Origin of the sequence: Streptomyces caatingaensis (assembly GCF_001187435.1) — a bacterium.
Classification (GTDB): domain Bacteria; phylum Actinomycetota; class Actinomycetes; order Streptomycetales; family Streptomycetaceae; genus Streptomyces; species Streptomyces caatingaensis.
Map to the genome: position 1 here is coordinate 191,179 of NZ_LFXA01000003.1, position 26,079 is coordinate 217,257.

Annotated in this window: 15 protein-coding genes and 2 pseudogenes; 7 read left to right on the forward strand and 10 right to left on the reverse strand. The window is 74.2% G+C overall.

Annotated elements, in window-relative coordinates; genetic code table 11:
* Positions 1-96: 96 nt before the first annotated feature.
* From AC230_RS07250 to AC230_RS07265, 5 genes and pseudogenes are all read right to left on the reverse strand, one after another.
* Positions 97-1,320 (reverse strand): cytochrome P450, encoded by a 1,224-nt coding sequence (locus tag AC230_RS07250; RefSeq protein WP_049715216.1) that lies wholly within the window; start codon positions 1,318-1,320, stop codon positions 97-99.
* Positions 1,321-1,424: 104 nt separating this feature from the next.
* On the reverse strand, positions 1,425-3,512 hold the full coding sequence (pabB, locus tag AC230_RS07255; protein WP_049715217.1) for an aminodeoxychorismate synthase component I: 2,088 nt from the start codon (positions 3,510-3,512) through the stop codon (positions 1,425-1,427).
* Between the two features lie 35 nt (positions 3,513-3,547).
* Positions 3,548-4,762, reverse strand: a complete 1,215-nt coding sequence (locus AC230_RS34790; protein ID WP_479683261.1) for a type I polyketide synthase — start codon at positions 4,760-4,762, stop codon at positions 3,548-3,550.
* A 75-nt stretch (positions 4,763-4,837) separates the two neighbouring features.
* Positions 4,838-9,304, reverse strand: a pseudogene (locus AC230_RS07260) (type I polyketide synthase); the annotation flags it as partial.
* 36 nt (positions 9,305-9,340) lie between these two features.
* Entirely contained in the window at positions 9,341-10,345 is a 1,005-nt protein-coding gene (locus tag AC230_RS07265) for a 4-aminobenzoate N-oxygenase (RefSeq protein ID WP_049715218.1), read from the reverse strand.
* A gap of 314 nt (positions 10,346-10,659) precedes the next feature.
* On the opposite strand from AC230_RS07265, the gene AC230_RS07270 reads away from it, so the two are divergent.
* Entirely contained in the window at positions 10,660-12,177 is a 1,518-nt protein-coding gene (locus AC230_RS07270) for an AMP-binding protein (protein ID WP_049715219.1), read from the forward strand.
* Positions 12,178-12,237: 60 nt separating this feature from the next.
* Here AC230_RS07270 and AC230_RS07275 read toward each other — a convergent pair whose 3' ends face one another.
* Positions 12,238-13,053, reverse strand: a complete 816-nt coding sequence (locus tag AC230_RS07275; protein ID WP_198535467.1) for an AfsR/SARP family transcriptional regulator — start codon at positions 13,051-13,053, stop codon at positions 12,238-12,240.
* Between the two features lie 809 nt (positions 13,054-13,862).
* On the opposite strand from AC230_RS07275, the gene AC230_RS07280 reads away from it, so the two are divergent.
* Positions 13,863-15,731 carry a CASTOR/POLLUX-related putative ion channel gene (locus tag AC230_RS07280; RefSeq protein ID WP_241833123.1) on the forward strand — a complete coding sequence of 623 codons (1,869 nt, stop codon included), beginning with the start codon at positions 13,863-13,865 and terminating at the stop codon, positions 15,729-15,731.
* Positions 15,732-16,289: 558 nt separating this feature from the next.
* Here the strand turns inward: AC230_RS07280 and AC230_RS33500 are convergent.
* A pseudogene (locus AC230_RS33500) lies at positions 16,290-16,835 on the reverse strand (TerD family protein); the annotation flags it as partial.
* 276 nt (positions 16,836-17,111) lie between these two features.
* Here AC230_RS33500 and AC230_RS34470 point away from each other — a divergent pair.
* The 4 genes from AC230_RS34470 to AC230_RS32925 are packed head-to-tail and all read left to right on the forward strand — an operon-like array spanning position 17,112 to position 22,017.
* Positions 17,112-17,285 carry a hypothetical protein gene (locus AC230_RS34470; protein ID WP_338399783.1) on the forward strand — a complete coding sequence of 58 codons (174 nt, stop codon included), beginning with the start codon at positions 17,112-17,114 and terminating at the stop codon, positions 17,283-17,285.
* Between the two features lie 12 nt (positions 17,286-17,297).
* A complete protein-coding gene (locus AC230_RS07290) occupies positions 17,298-18,482 on the forward strand; it encodes a pyridoxal phosphate-dependent decarboxylase family protein (RefSeq protein WP_338399784.1) in 1,185 nt (394 codons plus the stop codon).
* Positions 18,479-19,207 carry a hypothetical protein gene (locus AC230_RS32920; protein WP_049715223.1) on the forward strand — a complete coding sequence of 243 codons (729 nt, stop codon included), beginning with the start codon at positions 18,479-18,481 and terminating at the stop codon, positions 19,205-19,207. Before AC230_RS07290 ends, AC230_RS32920 begins: the two co-directional genes overlap by 4 nt.
* Complete coding sequence (locus AC230_RS32925) at positions 19,192-22,017, forward strand: pyridoxal-dependent decarboxylase (RefSeq protein WP_053161069.1); 2,826 nt, start codon at positions 19,192-19,194, stop codon at positions 22,015-22,017. Before AC230_RS32920 ends, AC230_RS32925 begins: the two co-directional genes overlap by 16 nt.
* On the opposite strand, the gene AC230_RS07305 is transcribed toward AC230_RS32925, so the two are convergent.
* Positions 21,986-22,519 carry a hypothetical protein gene (locus AC230_RS07305; protein ID WP_049715224.1) on the reverse strand — a complete coding sequence of 178 codons (534 nt, stop codon included), beginning with the start codon at positions 22,517-22,519 and terminating at the stop codon, positions 21,986-21,988. The two genes, AC230_RS32925 and AC230_RS07305, sit on opposite strands and share 32 nt — an antisense overlap.
* Positions 22,520-22,725: 206 nt before the next feature.
* Here AC230_RS07305 and AC230_RS07310 point away from each other — a divergent pair, with 206 nt between their 5' ends.
* On the forward strand, positions 22,726-23,841 hold the full coding sequence (locus AC230_RS07310; RefSeq protein WP_049715225.1) for a serine/threonine protein kinase: 1,116 nt from the start codon (positions 22,726-22,728) through the stop codon (positions 23,839-23,841).
* Between the two features lie 7 nt (positions 23,842-23,848).
* On the opposite strand, the gene AC230_RS07315 is transcribed toward AC230_RS07310, so the two are convergent.
* Complete coding sequence (locus AC230_RS07315) at positions 23,849-24,226, reverse strand: hypothetical protein (RefSeq protein WP_049715226.1); 378 nt, start codon at positions 24,224-24,226, stop codon at positions 23,849-23,851.
* Between the two features lie 111 nt (positions 24,227-24,337).
* Positions 24,338-26,059, reverse strand: coding sequence for an acyl-CoA dehydrogenase family protein (locus tag AC230_RS07320; RefSeq protein ID WP_049715227.1), 1,722 nt, complete (start codon positions 26,057-26,059; stop codon positions 24,338-24,340).
* Positions 26,060-26,079: the final 20 nt, after the last annotated feature.

A 26,079-nucleotide genomic window follows, 5' to 3' on the forward strand; every position in this document is an offset into this window, starting at 1 on the left:
GTGAGGCGCTTGAGGTAGTCGAGCGTCTTGGCGTCGTTGGTCATGTCGAACGTGCTGCCCTTCGCAGGAGTTTCCGGACCTCGGGGGCGGGGGACGTCAGGCCGCGCCGAAGCGCAGCGGCAGGGTGTCCGGGCCGGCGACGCCGAGTTCGTGCCGCCAGGTGATGTCGCCGGTGATCTGCGGCGGGTCGAGCCGGGTGGCCAACGCGGCGACGGCCTCGGTGAGTTCGAGGCGGGCGAGCGCGGTGCCCAGGCAGAAGTGCGGGCCGCCGCCGAAGGCGATGGAGGGGGCCTCGCGCTTGACGGTGATGTCGAAGGTGTCGGGGTCGGCGAAGACCGAGGGGTCGCGGTGCGCGGCGTGGGCGCACATGAAGACCGGGGTTCCGGTGGGGATGCGGACGCCGTTGACCTCGAAGTCCTCGGCGGCGGTGCGGGTGGCCGTGACGGGCAGGGTGGGGCTCCAGCGCAGCACCTCCTCGACGGCCTGGGGGGCGAGCCCGGGGTTCTCCTTGAGCTTCATCCACTGGTCGGGGTGCTGGGCGAAGTCGTACATGGCGAGGGCGAGCTGGTGGTTGGTGGTCTCGTAGCCGGCGACGAGGACGGTGGCGACGAGGGTGCGCAGCTCGTAGTCGTCGAGGACGCCGTCGTGGAAGGCGCGGACGATGTCGGAGGTGAGGTCGTCGCCGGGGTCGGCCTTGCGCTTCTCGATGGCCGCCACCAGGTAGTCGAACATGCGACCGAGGCCCTGTTCGACCTTGACGAGGACGTCCCGGTCGCTGGAGAGGGCCAGGCCGAGGTTGGTCTCGACGGACAGGCGGCCGACGGTGTCGTAATCCTCCAGCGGGAAGCCCAGGAGCTGGCACATGACGAGGGCGGGCAGCGGGTGGGCGAAGTGCTTGACGAAGTCGAACTCGCCGTCGGGGAGTTCGTCGACGAGCCGCTCGACGGTGGAGCGGACGAAGGGCTGGACGGCGGTGATGCGGCGGGGGGTGAAGGGGTGGGTGGCCAGGCCGCGCAGGCGGCGGTGGTCGGCGCCGTCCAGGCTCTGCAGGAAGTCGACCATGAAGTCGCGCACCGGGCCCTCGGGGGTGCCGACCATGTCCACGAGGCCGCGGAAGCCGGAGATCAGCCGCTTGTCGCGGGCGAGCTGGTCGGCCTCCTCGTAGCGCAGGACGAGCAGGGCCAGCGGGGTGCGGGCGATCCAGGACTTCTCGCGGGCCTCGGCCACGGCCGGCGAGTCCCAGGAGAACGACGGGTCGGTGAAGTCCAGGAACGGCAGGTCCGCCCAGGACGGATCGGTGGGTGCGGTGGGGGTCGACATGGTGGGTCCTTCCGTTGGCGTACGGGCGCGCTGCCGCCCCGCATTGTGTGCGACGGATCTTGATGCGATCTTGAAGCCCGTGCCGGACGGGCGGAGGGGCCGCGCTACGGGGCCGCGTCGCCCCCTTCCAGCAGTGCGTGGGCCCGCACCAGGGCGTGGCCCTTGAGCAGCACCTCGTCGAACTCCTCGTCCGGGTCGGAGTCGAGGACGATGGCGCCGCCGGTGCCGATCACCGTGCCCGCGCCGGAGCTGACGGCGGTGCGGATGACGATGTTGAGGTCCGCGCCGCCGGAGAGCCCGAAGTAGCCGATGGTGCCGGAGTAGATGCCGCGCGCCTCCTGCTCCAGGCGGTCGATGATGGCCATCGTCCGCAGCTTGGGGGCGCCCGTCATCGAGCCGCCGGGGAAGCAGGCGCGGACGCAGCCGACCGGGTCCACGTCGTGCCGCAGCCGGCCGCGGACGGTGGTGACGAGCTGGTGCACCGTCGCGTAGGTCTCGGTCACCATGTAGGCGGGGACGTCGACGGAGCCGACCTCGCAGACCCGGCCGAGGTCGTTGCGGAGCAGGTCGACGATCATCAGGTTCTCGGCGCGGGTCTTGGCCGAGGCGGCCAGGGAGGCGCGCAGGGCCTCGTCGGCGGCGGGGTCCGCGCCGCGGGGCGCGGTCCCCTTGATCGGCCGGCTCTCGACGACGCCGTCGCGGTCGACGCGCAGGAACCGCTCCGGGGAGGAGCAGACGACGCTGACGCCGTCGTGGCGCAGGAAGGCGCCGTAGGGCGCGGGGTTGAGGCGGCGCAGCAGGAGGTGGTAGGCGAGGGGGTCCTTCAGCTCGGGGAGCCGGATGCGGTTGGTGAGGCAGATCTCGTAGCTCTCGCCGCTGTGGAGTTCGTCGAGGCAGTCCTTGATGTCGCCCACGTACCGGCCGCGGTCGCGGGCGATGTCGACGCTCTCGGAGGGTGCGGTGGCGGCCGGGACGGGTGTGGTTCCGGCCGCGGGTGCGGGCAGGGAGCGGGCGCGGCGGGCGGTGTCGGCCGTCCAGGAGCGGGCGGCGTCGCGTTCGCCGTCGCCGGTGCCGCAGAGGGCGACGACGTAGGTGGTGTTCTCCAGGTGGTCGACGGCGACGAGGCGGTCGGCGAACGTCCAGACGGCGTCGGGGGTTTCGGCCCGGTGGACGTTCGGGCTGCCGCACTCGGCCTTGAGTTCGTAGCCGAAGTAGCCGACGTAGCCGCCGTTGAGGTCGAAGGGCAGCTCCGGGGTGCTCAGCCGGCGGTCGCGCAGCCGCTGTTGGAGGACCTCGAAGATCGTGCCGTCCTCAGTGCGTTCGCCGGCCGCGTCGCGGACCCGTACGGCGTTCTCCCCGGTGCGGTAGGTCAGGGTCTCGGCGCGGGGGCCGGAGTCGTCGCCGAGGAAGGAGAAGCGGGCGGGGCCGACGCCGGGGGCGCTGCTGTCGAGCCAGAAGGCGGTGGGGCTCTCGGCGTACAGCTCGGTGAACAGCGCGGCGGTGTCCACGGCCCGCTCGACGACCTCGACGACGGCGCCCAGCTCCGCGCCCTCGGCGGGGGCCTCCGCCAACGGGCGGGCCCAGCGGGCCCGTTCGCGTGGCGCAGTGGCGTAGGTGACACCGACGAGCCGGGCGAAGTTCTGGAGGAGCTGGGCGCCCCACTCGCTGGCGATGGACTCGGGGTGGAACTGCACGCCCCAGCGCGGCAGGGTGCGGTGGCGCAGCGCCATGAGGGTGCCGTCCTCGGCCCAGGCGGTGGCCTCCAGCTCGTCCGGGAGGGGTTCGCCGGCCTTGAGCGAGTGGTAGCGGACGGCGGTGAAGTGCTGGGGCAGTCCGTCGAACAGGTCGCGGCCGGTGTGGCGGACGCGGGCCAGGTGGCCGTGGCGGGGCGTGCCCTCGGTGACCTCGGCGCCGTGGTGGTGGGCGATGGCCTGGTGGCCCAGGCACACGCCGAGGATCGGGGTGTCCCGCCAGCGGTCGAGGACTTCCTGGCAGAAGCCGAGGTCGGCCGGGTGCTGGGGGCGGCCGGGGCCGGGCGAGATGACGACGCAGTCGAACATCGCCGGGTCGAGCCCGGGCCACGACGGGTCGTCGTTGACGAGGACGGTGGGTTCCTTGCCGTAGACCTCGGCGAGGAGCTGGAAGAGGTTGTAGGTGTACGAGTCGTAGTTGTCGATCAACAGCACACGCATCGGGGAGCCTCCCTGTCGGGTACGAGCGGGGTCGGCTATTTGCCGAGCTGGTCGTCGAGGAGGTCGAAGACCTCTTCCAGGGAGGCCGCGGAACGCAGCTGTTCCATGGCACCGTCGTCCCCGCCCGGCGCCGCGGGGGGCGCGGCGGGCGCCTCCGTGGCGGCGGGTGCCGCCGGCGCGTCCGGTACGAGGCGGGTGCGCAGGTACCGGCCGAGGGCCGACGGGGTGGGGTGGTCGAAGACCAGCGTGGCCGGCAGGCGCAGTCCCGTGGCGCTGTTGAGCCGGTTGCGCAGTTGCAGGGCGCGCAGCGAGTCGAATCCGATGTCGGTGAAGGTGCGGCGTTCGCCGACGGTGCGCGGGTCGTCGTAGCCGAGGACGGAGGCGACGTGGGTGCGGACCAGCGTCAGCAGCTGGGCGTCCTGTTCGGCCTCCGGCAGGCGGGCGAGCCGGTCGGCGAGCGCGTCGTCCGCGGCGGGCGCGGCCTCGGCGCGGGCGGCGGCGCGCCGGGCGGGGGCGGTGCGGGCGAGGCCGCGCAGCACGGGCGGGACGTCGTCGGCTCCGGAGAGGGACGCCGTGTCCAGGTGGAGCGGGAAGACGACGGGGTCGTCCCCGGCGCGGGCGAGGTCGAACAGGGCGAGTGCCTGGTCGCCGGCGAGCGGCCGGACGCCGGAGCGGGCCATGCGGCGCAGGTCGGCCTCGTCCAGGTCGCCGGTCAGGGCGGAGCGTTCGGCCCACAGGCCCCAGCCGAGGGCGAGGCCGGGGGATCCGGCGGCGCGCCGCCGCTCGGTGAGGGCGTCGACGAAGGCGTTGGCGGCCGCGTAGCCGCCCTGGCCCGCGGTGCCGAGGACGCCGGCGAGCGAGGAGAAGGCCACGAGCGGCACGCCGGTTCCGGCGGTGAGCTCGTGCAGGTGCCAGGCGGCGTCGGCCTTGGGCCGCAGGACGCGGTCGGCGCGCTCGGGGGTGAGCGAGGTGAGCAGGCCGTCGTCCAGGACGCCGGCGAGGTGCACGACGGCCGTCAGCGGGTGCTCGCCGGGCAGGCCGGCGAGCACGTCCTCGAGGACGGCGCGGTCGGCGGCGTCCCCGGCCACGATGTGCAACTCGGCGCCGTGGCCGCGGAGTTCGTCCAGGAAGTCGGCGACGCCCTCGCCGGTGGCCCCGGAGCGGGAGACCGTCACGAGGCGGCGGACGCCGTGGGCGGTGACGAGGTGGCGGATCACGAGACGGCCCAGGACGCCGAGTCCGCCGGTCACCAGGACGGTGCCGTCGGTGCGCCAGGCGGCGGCCGCGCGGTCGCCGGCGGGCGCGACACGGGCCAGGCGCGGGACGAGCAGGTGCCCGTCGCGGACGGCGATCTGGGCCTCGCCGCCGTCGAGGGCGGCGGTGAGGGCCGCCGTGGACGCGTCCCGTCCGTCGACGTCCACGAGGGTGACGCGGTCGGGGTTCTCGGACTGGGCGGACCGCACCAGGCCCCACACGGCGGCGAGGACGGGGTCGGGCACCTCCCCGGCGGCGGTGGCGACGGCGCCGCGGGTGAGCACCACCAGCCGTGCCGCGGCGAGCCGTTCGTCGGCCAGCCACTCCTGGAGGCCGGCCAGGACGCGGTGGACGGCGCGGTGCGCGGCGGCGGCGAGGTCGCCGTCCCCGTCGTCGGCGGGGGGCTGGGCGAGGACGACGACGTCGGGCACGCCCGCGTCCAGGACTCCGCGCAGGGCGGCGAGGTCGGTGTGCCGGTCGTAGCCGGTCTCCGGCGCGCCGGTGCCGATCCAGGCGCGGCGCGCGGCCGCGTCGGTGCCGCGGGGGCGGGGCGCGGGGGCGGGCTGCCATTCCAGGCGCAGCAGCGAGGTGCCGGCCGAGGCGGCGGCGCGGTGGAGGGCCTCGGCGGTGACCGGGCGCATGCCGAGGGAGGCGACGGTGGCGACCGGGCGTCCGTCGGTGTCGGTGGCGGTGAGGGACAGGGAGTCGGGGCCGGTGAGGCGGATGCGGGCGCGCAGCCGGGACGCGCCGGTGGCGTGCAGGGCGACGCCGCTCCAGGAGAACGGCAGGCGGGTGACGGCGTCGTCGGCGCCGGCGCCGGGCGGGCCGGCGAGGGCGGCGGCGTGCAGGGCGGCGTCGAAGAGGGCGGGGTGGAGCCCGTAGCCGGCCGGGTCGCCGGCGGTCTCGGGGAGCCGGACCTCGACGTGGAGGTCGTCGTCGTGGCGCCAGCAGCGGGCGAGGCCCTGGAAGGCGGGGCCGTAGTGGAGTCCGCCCTCGGCCAGGCGGCCGTAGCAGTCGTCGAGTTCGACCTCCTGGGCGCCGGACGGGGGCCAGGGCTGCGGGAGTTCGTCGCCGTGGTGGGTGTCGCGGGCGAGGGCGCCCTCGGCGTGGAGGGTCCACGGCGCGTCGGCGGGGGCGTCGCCGGGGCGGGCGTGGACGGTGAGGGTGCGCCGTCCGGTGCTGTCGGGGGCGCCGAGGGCGGCCTGGAGGCGGACGGTGCCCTGCTCGGGGAGGATCAGCGGGGCGTGGAGGACGAGTTCGTCCAGGAGTGCGCAGCCGGTGCGGGCGCCGGCGTGGAGGGCGAGTTCGACGAGGGCGGTGCCGGGGACGACGAGGACGTCGGAGACGCCGTGGTCGGTGAGCCAGGGGTGGCTGCGGGCCGAGAGGGTGCCGGTGAACAGGGTGCCGCCGTCCGGCAGGTCGAGGGCCGCCCCGAGCAGGGGGTGGTCGACGCCGTCGAGTCCGGCCGACGCCAGGTCCGCCTCGGGGGCGGCGGCCTCCTCCAGCCAGTAGCGGCGGCGCTGGAAGGCGTAGGTCGGCAGGTCGACGAGGCGCGGCGCGGTGTGGTCGAAGGCGCGGGCCCAGTCGACGGCGACGCCGTGGACGTGGGCCTCGCCGAGCGCGGTGAGCAGCCGCGCGGTGCCGCCCTCGTTGCGCCGCAGGGAGTCGAAGGTCAGGACGCCGTCGGCGCCGACGGCGTCGGCGGTCTCCTGGACGGCGACGGTGAGGACGGGGTGCGGGCTGGTCTCGACGAAGCCGGTGTATCCGTCCTCGATGAGCCGCCGGACCGTGCGGTCGAACTGGACGGTCTCGCGGAGGTTGGTGACCCAGTACGCGGTGTCCAGGGCGGTGGTGTCGAGGGGTTCGCCGGTGACGGTGGAGTAGAACGGCACGCTCGCGGGCCGGGGTTCGATGCCCGCGAGCGTCTCCAGGAGGGTCTCGCGGATCTCGTCCACCTGGGCCGAGTGCGAGGCGTAGTCCACGGGGATGCGCTTGGCGCGCACGCCGTCCGCGGTGAAGGCCTCGATGGCCGCGTCGAGCGCGGCCGGGTCGCCGGAGATCACCACGGAGCGTGCGCCGTTGACGGCGGCGATCGACACCGCGCCGTCCCGGCGGGCGAGTTCGGCCCGGACGCGGTCGGCGGGGGCGGCGACGGAGACCATGCCGCCGCGGCCGGACAGCACGCGCAGGGCCCGGCTGCGGACGGCCACGATGCGGGCCGCGTCGTCCAGCGAGAGGGCGCCGGCGACGTGGGCGGCGGCGATCTCGCCCTGGGAGTGGCCGACGACGGCGGCGGGCTCCACGCCGAAGGACCGCCACAGCGCGGCGAGGGAGACCATCACGGCGAACAGCGCGGGCTGCACGACGTCGACGCGCTCCAGGGTCGGCGCGCCGCTCTTGCCGCGCAGGACCTTCGTCAACGACCAGTCCGTGTACGGTTCGAGGGCCTTCTCGCAGGCCTCGATGGACTCGCGGAAGACCGGTGAGGTGCTCATCAGCTCGGCCGCCATGCCGGGCCACTGGGAGCCCTGGCCGGGGAAGACGAAGGCGAGGCGGTCGCGGTGGGCGGCGACGCCGACGGCGGCCTGCTCGGGCTGCTCGCCGTCGGCGAGGGCGGCCAGGCGGGCCATGGCCTCGGCGCGGTCGGCGGCCACGACGACGGCCCGGTCCGGGAGGGCGGCCCGGGAGGTGGCGAGCGAGAACGCGGCGTCGGCGGCGGGGAGTTCGGGGCGGCCGGCCAGGAAGGCGTGGAGGCGGGCGGCCTGGGCCCGCAGGCCCGCCGGGCCGCGGCCGGAGACGAGCCAGGGCAGCGGGCGGTCCTCGCCCCGGCCGGCCGGGGCCTCGGGCTCGGGGTCGGCCTGTTCGAGGATGACGTGGGCGTTGGTGCCGCCGACGCCGAAGGAGGAGACGCCCGCGCGGCGCGGCCGGCCGGCCTCGGGCCAGGGCCGGGCCTCGGTGAGCAGCTCCACCGCGCCGGAGGTCCAGTCGACGACCGGGGTGGGCTCGGTGATGTGGAGGCTGCGCGGGAGGACGCCCTTCCGCATCGCCATGACCATCTTGATGACGCCGGAGACGCCGGCCGCGGCCTGGGTGTGGCCGATGTTGGACTTCAGCGAGCCCAGCCACAGCGGCCGGCCGGCGGGCCGGTCCTGGCCGTAGGTGGCGAGCAGGGCCTGGGCCTCGATGGGGTCGCCGAGGCGGGTGCCGGCGCCGTGGGCGTCGACGGCGTCGACGTCCGCCGGGGACAGTCCGGCGCTCGCCAGCGCCTGGCGGATGACCTGCTGCTGGGCGGGGCCGTTGGGGGCGGTCAGCCCGTTGGAGGCGCCGTCCTGGTTGACGGCCGAGCCGCGCAGCACGGCCAGCACGCGGTGCCCGTTGCGCCGCGCGTCGGACAGGCGCTCCAGGACGAGGACGCCCACGCCCTCGGACCAGCTGCTGCCGGCCGCGTCGGCGGAGAAGGAGCGGGCCCGTCCGTCGGGGGCCAGGCCGCGCTGGCGGCTGAACTCGATGTAGCCCCAGGGCGTGGACATCACCGTGGCGCCGCCGGCCACGGCCAGCGAGCACTCGCCCTTGCGCAGCGACTCGGCGGCCAGGTGCATGGCCACCAGGGAGGACGAGCAGGCGGTGTCGACCGTGACGGCGGGGCCCTCGAAGCCGAAGGTGTAGGCGAGGCGGCCGGAGGCGACGCTGGGCATGCTGCCGACGACGCGGTAACCCTCCGCCGCCGGGGGGACGTTGCGGATGCGGGCGCCGTACTCGCTGTACATGAGGCCGACGAACACGCCGGTGCTGCTGCCGCGCAGGGCGGTGGGGTCGAGCCGGGCGCCCTCGATGGCCTCCCAGGTGGTCTCCAGCAGGAGCCGGTGCTGGGGGTCGATGGTGACGGCCTCGCCGGGGCTGATGGCGAAGAAGTCGGCGTCGAAGTCGGGGGCGTCGTAGAGGAATCCGGCGTGCCGGGTGACGGTGGTGCCGATGCGGTCGGGGTCCGGGTCGTGTTCGACGTCCCAGCCGCGGTCGGTGGGGAACTCGGAGATGGCGTCCGTCTCGGTGCGCACCAGCTCCCACAGGTCCTCGGGGGACGTCACGCCGCCGGGCAGGCGGCAGCCCATGCCGACGATGGCGACGGGCTCGTCGGCCGCCGCGGCGGTGCCGGCGGCCGGGCCGGCCGCCGTGGTCCCGCCGTGCAGCAGGCCGTCGAGGTGCGCGGCGAGGGCGCGGGGGGTGGGGTAGTCGAAGACGACGGTCGCCGGGAGGGCGAGGCCGGTCGCCTCGGACAGCAGCTCCCGCAGCCGGGCGGCGGCGCGTCCGCGCACCCCCTGTTCGCCGAAGGCGCGTCCGGCGTCGAGGGCCGGGGCCTTCCCGTCGGTGGCGGTGGCGGCGCGGGTGCGGATCAGGTCCAGCAGCAGACGGTGCCGCTCCGCCTGCGGAGCGGCCACCAGCCGCTCGCGGAGCGGCCGGCCGCCTCCCTCGTGCAACTCCATCATCGCTTCCTTCCTGGCAGGGTGGGGCGGCCGGTCGTCGTGTCGGGCACCGCGCACGGCTGGTCTCTCACGTGGGCTTCGGAGAAAGGGGCGTTACCGCACCGGCGACCACTCGGGCCGCTCGGGGAAGTCGAAGTCGACGGCGTCGTCGAGCCCGAGCTGTTCGACCATCTTGCGGGCTCCGGAGAAGTCGCGGACGAGCCGCTTGCCGCCGGTCGTGGCCCGCAGGTCGCCGACGATCTCCTCGGCGCCGCGGACGCCGGCGGCGTTCAGCTCCATCAGCAGGGCGGACAGGTCCTGTTCGGCGAACGCCTCCAGGGCCAGCGGCAGGCAGCGCACCAGGGCACGCCGTTGCTGCTCGTTCATGCGGGCGTACAGCTCGCGGACGACCTCCACGACGACGGAGCCGTGCGCGGTCTCGTCACGCAGGTGCAGGGTGGTGATCAGGGCGTGCATGGGCTGGATCGAGGTGTCCCGGGCGAGCAGCGCCAGCAGGGCGTTGATGCAGGTCTCGGCCACCGCGCCCCACACGAGGACGGCGATGTCGCGCTCCCACTTCTCCGGCATGCCGGCCAGGACCCGGCGCAGCCGCCGGTAGGTGACGAGCTCGGGCTGGGGCGGACGTTCGCTGATCCTGCGCAGCTCGCGGGTGCGGTCGATGGCGAGCATGTGCATGTAGGTGTGGAAGCTCTCGTCCACGACGGCCTGTTGGACGCTCTTGCGGATGAGCGGGTCGTCGCTGCCGGGGAAGACCCCGTGCATGACGAGGTCGAAGGCGGGCTCGGCGATGAGCTGTTCGGTGGCGATGACGCGCTCGTTGTAGCCGATCCACATGCCGGTGAGCACTCTCCGGCGCTGTTCGGGTTCGGCCGCGAGGAACAGGGGGTGCTCGGCGAACGGCACGATCTCCAGCGGGTAGTCGGGCACGCCGGCGTCGTAGTCGGCCCACTCGTCCAGGATGTCGGCCTTGTTGACCACCGCGGCCCGGCGCGGCCAGGCGCGCACCAGGCGGCCCAGGGTGGCGCTGCCGATGCCGTCCTCCTCGACCCATCCGCGGGCCGCCCAGGTGGTCGCCAGGTGCGGCTGCTCGTTGCCCATCGTCTCTCCCGACCTCGTCGCCGTGCGCACCGCGGGACCTGGGGAACCGGCCCGTCGCCGGTGTCCGAGCACGGCTCGGCCAAGGAGCGGCCCGCGGTGTCGTCGCATCGTCGCCGACCGCTCTTGATGGTTTCTTGGAGACAACTTGGCGCCGCGGGACCGAGGCTTTCTGGATGCGGACCGCAAGTGCCACTATGGGCGTCTCAGGCGACGGCGCGGGCCCTGGGCGACCGCAGCGTCCGCCGCGCACGGGGCCCTTGACCGCCCCCGGTTCCCTCGCCCCCTCTCCATGGACTCCCTCCGGAGGACCCCTCATGCTCGTTCCGCTCACCACGGCCGACTTCCTCGACCGCGCCGGGGCAACGGCCGCCGCCCGCCCGTCACTTGTCGACGAACCGCACCAGCCGGCCGCCGCGCTGCCGCCGGCCACCTACGGCGGGACGCTGCGGCGCGTACGGGCGTGGCAGGCCGGCCTCGACGCGCTGGGGATCGGGGAGGGCGAACGGGTCGCCGTCGTCAGCCCCAACTCGGCGCGGCTGCTGGAGCTGCTGTACGCGGTGACGGCGAGCGGACGCGTCTGCGTGCCGGTCAACTACCGCCTGGCGCCGGAGGAGATCTCGTACATCCTGCGGCAGTGCGACGCCTCGGTGGTCTTCGTCGACCCGGACGTCGAGGCGGTCCTGGGCTCCGTCGACGTGCCGAAGCGGTTCGTGCTGGGCGAGCAGACCGAGACGGAGGTCATGCGGTCCGACGTCGCCCCGCGGCCCTGGTCGCGTCCGGACGAGAACGCGGTCGCGACCCTCAACTACACCTCCGGCACCTCCGCCCGTCCCAAGGGCGTCGCGCTGACGCACCGCAGCATCTGGCTCAACGCGATGACCTTCGGCGTCCACGCCCGGATCTGGGAGGGGGACGTCTACCTCCACACCCTGCCGACCTTCCACTGCAACGGCTGGGGCGTGCCCTTCCTGCTCGCCGGGCTCGGCGCCAAGCAGGTCGTCGTCCGCCGGATCGACGGGGCCGAGATCCTGCGCCGGGTCCAGGAGCACGGCGTCACGCTGGCGTTCGGCGCCCCCGCGGTGTGGGACGCGGTGCTGAAGGCCGCCCGCGACTGGTCCGGGGAGATCCCCGGCCGGGGCCGCGTGCGCGTGGTGTGCGCGGGCGCGCCGGTGAGCGAGCGGCTGGTCTCGCGCGTGGAGAACGAGCTGGGCTGGGAGTTCCTCCAGGTCTACGGCCTGACCGAGACGACGCTGCTGACCTTCAACCGCCGCCTGCCGGGCGACACGGGCGACGCGGGGCTGACGCGGGCCGGCGCTCCCGCCCTGGGCGTGCGGCTGCGGAGCGGGCCGCGCGGCGAGGTGCTGGCGCGCTCCAACATGGTGCTGGACGGCTACTGGCGGGACGAGCGGGCGGACGCGGCCGCGCTGGAGGACGGCTGGTTCCGCACCGGCGACGTGGGGTCCTTCGACGGGGAGGGGCACCTCTCCCTCTTCGACCGCGTCAAGGACGTCATCGTCACCGGCGGCGAGAGCGTGTCCTCGGTGGAGGTCGAGGACTGCCTCCTCGGCCATCCCGCGGTCGCCGAGGCGGCCGTCATCGGGGTGCCGGACGAGCGGTGGGGCGAGACCGTCAAGGCGCTCGTCGTGCCCGCGGACGGGGCCCGCCCCACCGCGGACGAGATCATCTCCTACTGCAAACAGCAGCTGGCCCGGTACAAGGCGCCCACGTCCGTGGACTTCCGGGACGCCCTGCCCCGGACCAGCAACGGAAAGGTCCAGAAGGGCCGGCTCAGGGAGCCCTACTGGGCCGGTCACGACCGGCGGATCCACTAGCACGGCACGGAGGCCGCCGAGGGCTCGCCGGGGGGCGGTTGCAGCGTCCCCCGGCAGCCGTCACCGCGCCGCCACGCAGGCCCGTCCGACGGACTCGTCCCGCAGGATCCGGGCGAACAGCGACCGCAGTTCGCGGCCCGGGTCCACCCCCAGCTCCTGTGCGAGCGCCCGCCGGATGCGGTTGTACACCGCGACCGCCTCCGCCTGCCGGTCCACCTCGCACAGGGCCACCATCAGCAGCCAGCCGAGCCGTTCGCGGGTGGGAAACCTCGCGCTCAGCGCGCCCAGTTCGGCGATGGCGGTGACATAGTCGTGGCCCCAGGCCAGTTCGGCCTCCCACAGGGCCTCCAGCGTCGCCAGGCGCAGCTCCTCCAGGCGCGCCGCCTCGCACACGGCCGGTTCGTAGTCGCCGAGTTCGGCGTACGGCGCACCGCGCCACAGGTCCAGGCAGGTGCGCAGGACCCGGCTGGCCTCCGGGTAGCGGCCCTCCCGCAGCAGCTGCCGTCCCTCCCTGAGCAGGTCCTCGAAGCGGCGGGCGTCCACCCGGTCCGCCTCGACGGCCAGGACGTAGCCCTGCGGCTCGCGGCGCAGGATGCGGTTGCGCCCCCAGGGCGGGCAGTCCGGTTCCAGCTGGCGGCGCAGGTGGGAGACGTAGCTGTGGAGGCTGGCGACCGCGTTGCCGGGCGGGCCCGCCGGCCATATCGCCTCCGTGAGCCGCTCCGCCCCGACCACCTGCCCCGGCGCCAGCAACAGGGCCGACAGCACCGCGCGTTGACGGGCCGGACCCAGCGGGAGGGGACCGTCGGTGGACGACACCGCCACCGGCCCGAGGACGTTGAAGGATAAGTTGGCCGGTAGGTTCACAACGGCATTCACCAGGGATACGCCTCTCTCACGAGACTGACGGGAAAATGACCACGGGTTCATGGCCCGTGACGGACAGTGGCACCTTTGCCGACGGACACGGTTCTCCCCCGGGCGGGCGGCGCAATGCTCCCCGCCTGTGTGATCTTCGCCATGCGGAGCGGGAGCGTCCAGGACTCCATGACGCCGCGGACGGATTCCGGTGATTCATGGTCGGTCCTCCAGGCGCCGCGCTCCTTTCGCGTCCACCGTCGCGCGCCGGCGTACGGGCTACACCGCCACGGGCCCACCGATGATGTCAATCGACGGGCCCTCCGGCGTGACGTCGTCGTGAACGACGCGTTGCGCGGCCGATACGTTGCATATGGGCCATTTGTAGATCACGGCGGGATGCTTGCACGCCACCCACGGCCCGTCCAACCGGGCGAAAGCGACTGGCGAGATCCGAATCGGCGCACATCGCCCGGCGCAAGCCAGGTCCCTCACAATGGGGACGTTCGGCGGGTTTGACGGCCGGATCCCGACGATGACCTCGTCCTACCCGCGGGTACGAAGGGTGACGCGCCCTTCCACGGCGCAGCCGGACGCCGGACAAGCCCGTATGTTTCGGCCAATTGTCGGGCCCCAGAGGCACCGTCGAGATCAGGCAAAGTGGCGTGATGTCATCGCTTCACTGGCCGTAACCGGACACGCTCCGGCGCCCGTTGACCGGCCTGCTCCGCCACCGTCCGTACGGGACCTGCACAGTTGCGTAACCTGGCAACCCTTTCCCTTGGACGACGACGTGGACGACGACGTGGACGACGACCGGAGTGATGCGCGTGAACTGGCGGGAACGGCTGCGGTACTGGTTCGACAGCACCATGGACCGCGGCACGCCGGCCCTCATCGGCTGGCTGGCCCTGGCGTCGGTGGTGCTCATCGCCACCACGGCGACCGCCGTGACGCTGTTCACCGACTCCGACACCGAGGCCAACGGCGGCTGGCCGGGCGTCGCCTGGATGAGCCTGCTGCGCACCCTCGACCCGGGCACCATGGGCGGCGACACCGGCGGCCCGGTCTTCCTCGGGCTGATGCTGACGGTGACGATCGGCGGGATCTTCATCGTCAGCGCGCTCATCGGTGTCCTGACCACCGGCCTGGACCAGCGCATCCAGCGGCTGCGCAAGGGCCGTTCACGCGTCCTGGAGCGCGGGCACACCGTCGTGCTGGGCTGGTCGGACCAGATCTTCACCGTCATCGCGGAACTCGTCGAGGCCAACCAGAGCGAGCGCCGCTCGTGCGTGGTCGTCCTGGCCGACCACGACAAGGTCGACATGGAGGAGCAGATCCGGGCGCGGGTGCCCGGGACCGGCCGCACCCAGGTGATCTGCCGCTCCGGCAACCCCCTCAAACAGGCGGACCTGGAGCTCGCCAGCCCCGACACGGCCAAGGCCGTCATGGTCCTGCCGTCCTTCGGCGAGGAACGCGACACCGCCGTCATCAAGGTCCTGCTGGTGCTCAACAACCGCCCCTGGTCCGGCCCCCGGCCCCCCGTCGTGGCCGCCGTGCAGGACTCCCCCAACCTGGCCGCCGCCCGCCTCGCCGCCGGCGAGGGCGGACTGGTCGTCGACGCCGAGGACCTCGCCGTGCGCCTCGTCGTCCAGTCCCACCGCCAGTCCGGCCTGTCCGCCGTCTGGAACGAGCTGCTCAGCTTCTTCGGCAACGAGATCTACCTGCGCCGCGAGCCGGCCCTCGCCGGCCTCTCCTACGGCGAGGTCCTGCACCGCTACCGCCGCGGCGTCCCGATCGGGATCCGCGACGAGACCGGCCGCATCCAGGTCAACCCGCCCATGGACACCGTCGTCACCGCCCGGGACGAGGTCATCCTCATCGCCGAGGACGACGTCCTCGTGGAACTCGCCGACGCCCCGCCGCCCGTGACCGAGGCGGCCGTCGTCCTCGCCCCCGCCCACCGCTCCGCCCCCGACCGCACCCTGATGATCGGCTGGAACTCCCGGGCCCCGAAGATCATCGAGCTGCTGGACGACTTCGTCCGGCCCGGCTCCACCCTCGACATCGCCGCGCCCCGCCGCCCCGTCACGCACCGCGACCGGCCCCCGCGCCACCTCGTCCTCGGCCACAAGCGCTGCTCTCCCACCAGCAGGCCGTCGCTGGAGGCTCTGGAGCCCGGCGGCTACCAGCGCGTCCTCGTCCTGTCCGACGAGACCGTCGACGCCGAACAGGCCGACAACCGCACCCTGTTGACCCTCCTCCACCTGCGCGACATCGAGGTGCGCCTCGGCGACCCCTACTCGATCGTCTCGGAGATGAACAACGACAGCAACCGGGAGGTCGCCCAGGTCACCAAGGCCGACGACTTCATCGTCAGCAACCGGCTCATCAGCCTGCTGCTCACCCAACTCGCCGAGAACAAGGACCTCTACGGCGTCCTCACCGCGCTCTTCGACCCCGAGGGATCCGAGATCCACCTCAAGCCCGCGCCGCACTACCTGCGCCCGGGCCTCACCGCCGACTTCACGACCGTGATCGAGGCGGCCCGCCGGCGCGGGGAGACCGCCATCGGCTACCGCCTCGGCGGCGAACGCGACACCCCGCCCGGCTACGGCGTCCACCTCAACCCGTCCCGGACGGCGCCCCTCGCCCTCGGCGACGGCGACCACGTCATCGTCGTCGCGGAAGGCCAATGACGCGCCCGCGCCCGGCCGTTCGCCCCCGCGGGGCGACGGCCGGGCACGACGTGCCGTGCGTCAGTCGTCGAACGCCTCGTTGAGCAGCGCGCCACCGACCAGACCCGCCGCGCCCGCCGCGGCCACCCCGCCCCAGCCGGGCCCCTGGCGCCGGGGCTGCGGGTCCGGGTAGCCCTGGCCCTGCTGCGGCTGCGCGACCACGGGCTGCCCCTGCACGGGCTGGGCGTAGAACGGCGGCACCGTCGTCTGCACCCGCTGCGCACAGCCGCCGCACGCCTGGACCGGGCGCGGCGCGCCCCACTGCGGCGAGTACGTCACCGTCATCGCGCCCGGCCCGTGCCCGGGGTCGAAGAAGCAGGGCACGGGCGGCGCGGCCGCGACGGCGGGCGGCTGCGGCATGACGACGGTGGGCGTCGGCGCGGGAGCCGCCGGGGTGGCGGGCGGGGCCGACGGCACCGGGGCCGCGGGCGCCGCGAACTCCGGGGCCGCCGCGGCCTTCCGCATGTCCTGGGGTGCGGGTGCGGGCGCGGCCGGCGCCGTGCCGGGCGTCTCGCGCAGGACGTCGACACCGTAGTCGGTGGCGATGCCCGCGAGCCCGGAGGCGTAACCCTGGCCCACGGCACGGAACTTCCACTCCGCGCCGTGCCGGTACAGCTCGCCGAAGACGAGCGCCGTCTCGCCGCCGAGACCGTCGGGCGCGAGGTCGTAGCGGGCGATCTCCCGGCCGTCCGCCTGGTTCAGGACGCGGACGAACGCCGCGCGCACCTGCCCGAAGCTCTGGCGCCGCTGCTCCGCCTCGTACAGCGAGACGGGGAAGACGACCTTCTCCACGTCGGCGGGGACGGCGGCGAGGTTCACCTGGATCCGCTCGCCGTCGCCGCCGCTGCCCTCGTGGCGGACCGAACCGTCCGGGCTGGTGAGGTTGTTGAAGAACACGAAGTGCCGGTCGGACAGCACCTTCCCGGACCCGCCGCACAGCAACGCGCTGGCGTCCAGGTCGTATCCGGCCCCCGCCTGCCAGCCCAGCTGGACCGTGACCGCGGTCAGACCGGGCACCTGCCGGCTCAGCGAGACGTTGCCGCCCTTGGTCAGGGGCACACCCATCGACTTCCTCCGCTACTGCTCCGTCCGCGGCCGCGCCGCGCTCCCGTGCCATTTTATTGCTTGCGCAATACCGGAACCCTACTGACCTCCCGGCGGCCGGAGCGCGCGGGCCCGCCCGCCCGGGCGGCCGGACGGGCCCGGGGCGTGTGCACCGGCCGCATCGGCGCCCCGGCCCGGAACGTCCCCTTCGGGTGAGGGGCAGCCGATCCCGGGACGCGCCGGTGCCTCCCGGCTACGGTTGACCGGTCGGGCGGGCCGTGGCGCCGGGGGGCGGGCATGGAGCTGAAACGCTGGCTGGAGCGCGGAGTCGACGCCTTCGAGGCGTGGGCGGCTTCGTACGAGGAGTACGCGGCCCATCCGGCCACGGCGGTCGACGAAGGGGCCTGCGCCGCCGCGTTCGACGAGCTGCTGTCCCGGCTGCACGGCAGCTACCCCTTCTTCCACCCCTGATACGCGGGGCAGATGCTCAAGCCCCCGCACCCGGCCGCCGTCGCCGGATACCTCGCCGCGATGCTCGTCAACCCCAACAACCATGCCCTGGACGGCGGTCCCGCCACCTCCGCGATGGAGGAGGAGGTGGTCGGTCAACTCGCTGCCATGGCCGGGCTGGAGGAGCCACTGGGGCATCTCACCAGCAGCGGCACGACGGCCAACCTGGAGGCTCTCTTCGTGGCCCGGGAGAGCCGTCCCGGCCGTTCCGTCGCCGTCAGCGCCGAAGGCCACTACACCCACGCCCGGATGTGCCACCTCCTGGGCGTCCGGGTGCACCGCGTGCCGGTGGACGACCGGGGGCGGATGGACGTCACCGCGCTGGAGGCGCTGCTGGCCACGGGTGACGTGGGAACGGTGGTCGCCACCACCGGGACCACCGCGCTGGGCGCCGTCGATCCCGTGCACCGCATCGTCCCGCTGGCGCGGCGCTTCGGCGCCCGCGTCCACGTGGACGCCGCGTACGGCGGCTTCTTCGTGCTCCTCGCCGACGACCCGCTCCTGGAGCGGGACACGGGCCGGGCGCTGCGGGCCGTCGCGGACTGCGACTCCGTGGTGATCGACCCGCACAAGCACGGCCTCCAACCCTACGGCTGCGGCGCGGTGTTGTTCGCGGACCCCGGCACGGCCCGGTTCTTCCGCCACGACTCCCCCTACACCTATTTCACCTCGGACCGGCCGCACCTGGGCGAGATCAGCCTGGAATGCTCCCGCTCGGGAGCGGCCGCGGCCGCCCTGTGGCTGACCCTGCGGCTCCTGCCGCTCACCCGGCGGGGCCTGGGCGGCGTGCTCGCCGCCGGGCGCGGAGCCGCCCTGCGCTGGGCCGAACTCCTCGGCACCTCCGGGGCATTGGAGCTCTACCAGCCCCCCGAGCTGGACATCGTGACGTACTACCCGCGCACGGAGCCCGCCGCCCTCTCCCGCGTCGACGCGGCGTCGCAGGAGGTCATGCGACAGGGGATGGAGGACGGCAAGAACCCGGTCTTCCTCAGCGTGACCCGCGTCGGCGCCGACGCGTTCACCGGCCGCCACCCTGCCGTCGTCCCGGACCTCGGCGACGCCCGCGTCCTGCGCAGCGCCCTGATGAAGCCGGAGAGCGAACCGTACGTGGAGGTCCTGCACGACCGCGTGGAGCGGCTCGCCGAGGCGGCCCGGTGACCGTCCACGACGCCGCGTACGACCGGTACTTCGGACTGCTCAGGTCACCGGGGCCGGTCCGCACCGCGCCCGTGGTCGCGGCCGTGACCGCCGACCTGCCGCACACCGGCCTCGCGGAGGACGAGCGTACCGCCCTCGCCGCAGGGATGGGCCTCGCCGCCCGTGCGGTGGCCGCCCGCCCCGGCGCGTCGTTCGGCACGGAGCCCGTCGGCGGCCTCCCGGGGCCGCTGCGCCGCTGGAAGCTCGGGCACCAGGCGTTCCACCTGCTGCTCACGGCCATGAACGCGGGCCTGGACGACGCCCTGGCCGCCGCGCGGGCCGCGGCCTGGCCCGCGCTCCTCCACGACCTGGAGGGGCTGCGCCGGCTGTACGACGCCGCCACCGCCGCCATGGAGTACGCCGCGGACCTCCCCGCCGCCGTCTACCGGGACGAGGTCCGGCCCACCATGACGCCTCCCCATATGCCTCCGGGGTTCTCCGGGGCGTTCAACCGGGACCATCGCCTCATGGTCCGTCGCCTGCGCGCCCTCGAACGCGCCGTACGGGCCCTTCCCCCGGACGTCCCGGCCCTCGCGGCGGTCCACCCGGGAGCGGCCGCCCTGCGGGGCGCCCAGCTCCGCAACCGCCGTCATCACGCGCGGATCTGCCGGCGGTGCGTACCGGGCGGCGCGTCGCTGCGGCAACTCCACTTCGCGCGGGAGGATCCGGCGTGCGACACCGGCTGAGCGACCACCCGCACAGCATCGCCACGCCGGCCGTCGACGAGATCGAGGGCATCGACCTCCGGACCGGTCTGCGGCTCCTGGACGGCCTGCTGGACGAGGCCGTGTGGCTGGACCACTGCCCGTTCGTCAGCGCGTCGTTCGGCCCGGCACCGCCCTGGCTCCGCCATGAGCCCGTCTCCGCCTGGCACCCCGTGCCCGCACCAACGCCCGGAGCGCCACGGGGAGTTCCGGGCCCGCGGCGCGTCTGCGTCTCGTTCGCGCCCGAGCACGGCACGAACGTCCACGACTGGGCCCGTGCCCACGGCTATCTGCTGCTCGCCCCGGAGCCCGGGGTCACCGCCCGGGCGGCGGACAAGATCCGGGTGCTGGAGCTGTTCTCGGCGGCGGGCGTGCCCGCCCCGCCCTCCGTGGTCGTCCCGGCGGCCGGGCGGGCCCCGGCGCGGGCGTACTGGAACGACCGGTGGCCCGGGGCCGTGGTCCAGCGCCGGCACAACAACCTCATCGGCCGGGGCACCGTCCCCGTCAACTCCCCCGCCGAGTTGGAGCGTTGCCTCGCCGCCTGGCCGAACGAGCCCCTGCGGCTGAGCCGCCGGGCCGCCGGGATCTCCCTGACCGTCAGCGCCTGCGCCGGGCCGGACCGGACCGTCGTCTCGGCCGTCTCCCACCAACTGGTGGGGCTGCCGGAGCTCGCCGCCTCCTGGGGCCAGCACTGCGGCAACCAGCTCGTGGGCCCCGGCGACCTGCCGGAAGGGCTGTACGCTCAGGCGCGCGACGCGGCCCGCCGCGTGGGCGAGGTGCTGCGCGGCCTCGGTTTCCGGGGCGTCTTCGGCCTGGACCTCGTCGAGGACGGCGGACGGCTCCTCGCCGTCGAGGTCAACCCCCGCTTCCAGACGGTCGTCTCGCTCGTCCAGGCCGCCGAGCGTGCCGCGGGGCTGCTGCCGTCCCTCGGGCTGCACGTCCTCTCCTTCCTCCTGCCCGCGCTGCCCCCGTCCGTGTCCCGGGCGCTGCCGCCCGGCCACCGCCGGCCGAGCCAGTTGGTCGTCCACGCCGCCGAGGACACCACGGTGCGCGCGCTCCCGCCGGCCGGGCGCTACCGCCACGACGGCCGGACGGCGAACGGCCCGCTGCCCGCGCCTCCCGACCTCGCCGGGCTGGGCGACGACGAGGCCCTGTGGTGGGTCATCGCCCGCCCGGGTCCGGTCACCGCCGGCCAGGAGCTCGCCCTGCTCCAGTTCGCGCACCCCGTCGCCGGCCTCGAACCCCGGCCCCGCCTCCCCCTCGGCGCGCGGGTCTGGACGGCCGCCTTCCGCGACCGGACCGCGACCGGGCCCGAGGAGCCGGCGCCGCCGCTGCTCCGGCTGGCCGAGGAGCCCATGCGCGCGGCGGGCCGGCACGCGATCGACCTCGTCGTCGCCCGGTTCACCGGCGTGCGCGACCGCCCGCCCCTCCGCGTGCCCCCGCCCGAGGCCCTGCGGGCCGTCCTGGACGAGCCGCTGCCCGAGGACGGCACCGACGACCTGTGCGCCGTCCTCGACCGTGTCACCCGGGACGCCCTCGCCGAGGCGACCCGGCTCGACCACCCGCGCAGCTTCGCCTTCACCCCCGCCACCGGGAACTTCCCCGCCGTGCTCGCCGACGCCCTGGCCGCCGCCCACCTGTCGGTGCCGGGAGCGTGGCTCGTCGGGGCCGGGCCCACCCAGCTCGAACTCACCACTCTGGACTGGCTCAAGGCGCTGCTCGGGCTCCCGGAGGGGGCCGGCGGCCTGTTCGTCAGCGGCGGCTCCGCGGCCAACCTCACCGCCCTGGCCGTCGCCCGCGACCGGTTGCTCGGCGACGACCGGACCGGTGCCCGCCTCTACTGCTCCACCCAGGCCCATCCCTCGGTCGCCCGCGCGGCCCACCTCGTCGGCCTCACCCGCGACCAGCTCTCCGTCGTACCGGCCGACGACGCCCTCCGGCTGGACGCGGCGGACCTCGCCCGGCGCGTCCCCGCCGACCGGGCCGCCGGCCTGCGGCCGTTCGCCGTGGTCGGCACCCTGGGCACCACCGGGACCGGCGCCGTCGATCCCCTCGACGCCCTGGCGGACCTCTGCGCGCGGGAAGGGCTCTGGTTCCATATCGACGGCGCCCACGGCGCGGCGGCCGCCGCCACCGAGCGCGGCCACGGGCTGCGTCCTGCGCTGTGCCGCGCCGACTCCCTCACCGTCGATCCGCACAAGTGGCTCTTCCAGCCGTACGAGACCGGGTGCGTGCTGCTGCGCCGCCCGGAACTGTTGCGCGCCACCTTCGACTTGACCCGCCACGCCCTGGACAGCGACTACCTCGGCCCCACCGCGCCCCGGGGAGCCGAGGTGAACCTCTCCGACCACGGCCCCCAACAGAGCCGGGGACTCCGGGCCTTGAAGCTGTGGCTGTCGCTGAAGACCTTCGGCGCGCGGGCCTTCCGGCAGGCCATCGACCACGGCATGGACCTGGCGGAGCACGCGGCCGCCCTGATCGCCGCCCACCCGGAGCTGCGGCTGGTCACCCCGCCCGGCCTCGCCGTCCTCACCTTCCGCTACCACCCGGCGGACGTGCCGCCCGGCTGGGACGCCGACCGCGCGCAGGAGTTCATCAGCCGGGCGGTCTGCACGGAGGGCGAAGCCCTGCTGCTCACCACCCGGGTGCGGGGAGCCACGGTGCTCCGGATGTGCACCGTCAATCCCGCCAGCACCCGGGAAGATGTCGCCCATGTCCTCGGCCAGGTGGCCCGCCACGGCCGCCGGTCGCTCGCGGAGGTCAGGGAATCAGCAGCGCCGAAGGGCCCGTGATGCTCGGCACCCCACCGGCCGTGGCACAGGCGGGGACGTCGAGGGTGAGCTGGACGCCGGGAGAGGCGACCGCCCTCCCCCGGAACTTCCCCGACACCACCGTTCCCATGACCAACACCACGGCCTGCCCCGCGACTTGCGTCACATTCCCCAGCGGGTAGACCACGACGCTCCTCTCGCCGGTGCTCCAGGTGACGGTCTCCACCGTGGTGGCGTCGGAGGTGAAGCAGCCGTTCGTCCCGCCGCCGTGGATCACGGAACGCGCCGAGGTGAGGCCGGGGACGGTGGACGTGCAGCGGTAGGCGCCCGTCCCGCCGATCCGTGTCTTCCTGGGCAGGACACTCAACCCGGGCGCGAAATCAATGGTGTTCATCCCCAGGCAGTTCACCGTCGCTCTCTCCTCCCGCTCCCCCGCCGACGCCCCCGTGGCTCCCGCCATCATCAGCCCCACGGCCACGGCGACGCTCCCCCACCTCCGCGCCCACACCCTCAATCGCTGCACGCTCCACCCTCCTCGGTCACCCCGGCCCGGCGCCGGCAACGGCATCCTTCCGGACGCCCGGGCCTTCGGCGGCCCAATGGCGCCTGTTCCCGCACGAGTTGGTGCACGGGCGGGCGGAGGGGGCGTACGGGACCTGCCCGCCGCCCCTCCCCGGACCCGGCCGCCCGGGTCCACACTGGGCAGCCACACGGCCCCCGGGAGGATCGGTGAAGGTCAGTTCCTGGAACGAGTGGGACCCGCTCAAGCACGTCATCGTCGGCCGGGCGGACGGCACCATGGTGCAGGCGCCCGAGCCGGCCGTGTTCCGCGACTGGCCGCGGGAGGGCTTCCCCCGCGGCACGTACGGGCCCCTGCCCGCGGACATGACGGACGCGGCCAACGCCCAGTTGGACGCCTTCGCCCGCGTCCTCGAAGGCCGGGGCATCCGGGTCGACCGGCCCCGGCCGCTGGACTTCGGCCGGCCGGTCGCCACCCCCGAGTGGACGCAGCCGAGCATGTTCGGCGCCATGCCGGTCCGGGACGTCCTGGTGACGATCGGCAACGAACTGCTGGAGGCGACGATGTCCTTCCGCAGCCGCTGGTTCGAGTACCTGGCCCACCGGCCGCTGATCGAGTCGTACTTCCGCGCCGACCCCGCCATGCGCTGGGAGGCCGCCCCCAAACCCCGGCTGACGGACGCCTCCTACCACGAGGGTTTCTGGGACGCCTACGACGCGCTGCCGCCCGAGGAGCGGGTCGCGCGCGCCGTACGCGGCGAGCTGCTCCTGACGGAGGCCGAGCCGCTCTTCGACGCCGCCGACATCGCCCGCTGCGGCAAGGACCTGTTCGTGCAGCGGTCGCTGGCCACGAACCGGGCGGGGATCCGCTGGCTGCGGCAGCACCTGCCCCAACACCGGGTTCACGAGGTGGTGTTCGGCAACGCGCACCCGATGCACATCGACGCCACCTGGGTGCCGCTGCGTCCCGGGCTCGTCCTGCACTGTGCCGAACGCCCCGCCGAGGCAGAGTTGTTGGACCACTTCAAGGCCAACGACTGGCAGGTCGTCCAGGCCGCCGAACCCCGGCGGGCGGCCGCGCCGCCGCTGTCCGCCTGCAGCCGCTGGCTCTCGATGAACGTCCTGGTCCTGGACCCCGGGACGGTCTGCGTGGAGGCGAGCGAGACCGCCCAGATCGAACAACTGGGCGCGCTCGGCTTCGAGGTCGTCCCGGTCCCGTTCTGGGACGTGGCCCCCTTCGGCGGCGGACTGCACTGCGCCACACTCGACATCCACCGCGAAGGGGGCATGGAGGACTGGTTCCCCCGGCGCACCGGCAGCTTCTGACGTCCCGTCAGTGACCGTGCTCGATGTCCTCGGTGGTGCAGGTCGACTCGGCGAACACGCCGCCGTTGGGGTTGCCGCAGTTGTTGCTGTGGCCCGTCGCGTTCCAGGAGGCGACGTTGGACGCCGGCCCGCCGGTGACGCGCTCGCCGCCCGGCCGTTCACCGCCCCGGTGGACGTGCCGGGCCCCGCACGCCGACTTCACGCCGACGCCGGCGATGGGGGCCCCGCACTGGTTGGCGTGTCCCGTGCTGCTACTGCTGCCGACCACCGACAGGACACTGCCCACGATCTCCTCGCCTCCGCTCGCCGAGGCCGCGCTCGCGCCGCCGCAGACGGTGATCGCCGACAGTGCCAGCGCGGCCAGGACCCTGGAGCCACGAATCATGAACGACCGACCTCTTCCCGGTCGTGCGCCCCTCCGGGCGCGGACCGCCCGCGCGGTCCGCTTGCACTAACCTCCGACGATCGGAAAGGACACGCCGCTCTCCCGCGCCTCCTACGGCGCCATCTCGTACGCCCCCGACAGCGCCTCCACCCGCTCCCACACGCGCGCCGAGCGGGCCGCGTCGACGACCGGGCGGCGCACCGCGCCCAGCGCCCAGGACTGCTGCTCCTCGGTGGCCGAGTCCTTGCCGTGCAGTTCGACGGCGTGGGCGGAGAAGTCGCGGACGAGCACGGCGAACAGCTCGTCGAGCACGTCGTCGTCCGTCCCCGTCAGGGCGGCCTGTTCCAGGATCAGCTGCCCGTGCACGACGAGGGCGAACAGCTGCCCGACGGCCAGCAGCAGGTCGAGGTCGCGGCTCTGCTCCTCGTCGGGGGCGGCCGTGGTGACGAACCGGCAGAGGGCGTCGGCCTGTTCGCGGAAGCGGGCGACGTTCGCCAGGTGGGCATGGCCGTCGTAGGCGGGGCGCCAGTCGTGGAAGCGCACCGAGCCCAGGCCGCGGGCCGGGCCCTGCCGGAAGAGGAACGCGTCGTCGGCCGCGTCGAGCCGCGTCGGCACGGGCGGGTGGTCGACGGGGGCCAGCAGGTGGTTGCCCATGAACTTCAGGATGAGCGCGAGGTTGACGTGGACCGTGCCCTCCAGCTTCGGCAGGCCGCGGATCTCGCTCCCGGCCTGGGCGAAGTAGGTGTCCTTCTCGAAGCCCTTGGCCGCGATAACGTCCCACAGGAGGTCGATGACCTTCTCGCCCTCGGTGGTCACCTTCATCTTCGTCATGGGGTTGAAGAGCAGGTAACGGCGGTCGTCGGGGCCGGCGGTGCGGAAGTAGTCGACGGCGCGGTCGCTGAAGAGCTTCATGCCGACGAGGCGGACGTAGGCGTCGGTCAGCTCGCGCCGCACGTGCGGGAAGGCGGTGACCGGGCGGCCGTAGAGGATCCGGTTGTGGGCGTGGGTGACGGCCTCGTACATCGCGTGCTCGCAGATGCCGATGGAGGCGGTGCACAGGTTGAACTTGCCGACGTTGACGGTGTTGAGGGCGGCGTCGAAGGCGGCGCGTCCGGTGTGCAGGACGTCCTCTGCGCGGACCGGGTAGTCGGCCAGCCGGAACTCGCTGACGTACTTGGAGGAGTCGACCACGTTCTTCACCAGGTGGTACGCCTCGTGGCGGCTGTCGGCGGCGAAGAAGACGTAGCCGTCGGGGCCCTCGACGTCGGTGCGGCGGCCGAAGACGGAGACGAGGCCGGCGGCGTTGCCGTTGCCGATGTAGTACTTGGAGCCGGTGGCCCGGAAGCCGCCGGCGCCGTCGGGCTCCAGCAGCATGTCGGTCGAGTAGATGTCGGCGCCGTGGGTCTTCTCCGACAGGCCGAAGGCGAACACCTCGCCCTCGTCGAGGAGTCGGGCGGCGCGGGCGCGGGCGGCGGCGTTGTCGCTCTGCCAGACCGGGCCGAGGCCGAGGATGGTGACCTGCCAGGCGTACCAGTAGTCGAGGCCGTAGAAGCCGAATATCTCGTTGAGGGCGGCGATGCGGGCGGTGTCCCAGCGCTTGTCCGGGTGGCCGGAGGCGGCGGAGGCCGGGGTGAGGAAGGTCGCGAACAGCCCTTCCTTCGCGGAGAATTCGAGGAAGTCCGCCAGCCAGGCACGGGAGCGGTAGTCCTCGACCAGCCTGCGCTTTCCGCGGCTCTCGAACCAGTCGACGGTGGCGCGCAGCAGCCTGCGGGTCTCGGGGTCAAAGTGCGCCGGGTCGTAGGTGCGCGGGTTGAAGAGCAGCGGGTCGGCCATGGTGGACCGCCTTTCCGGTA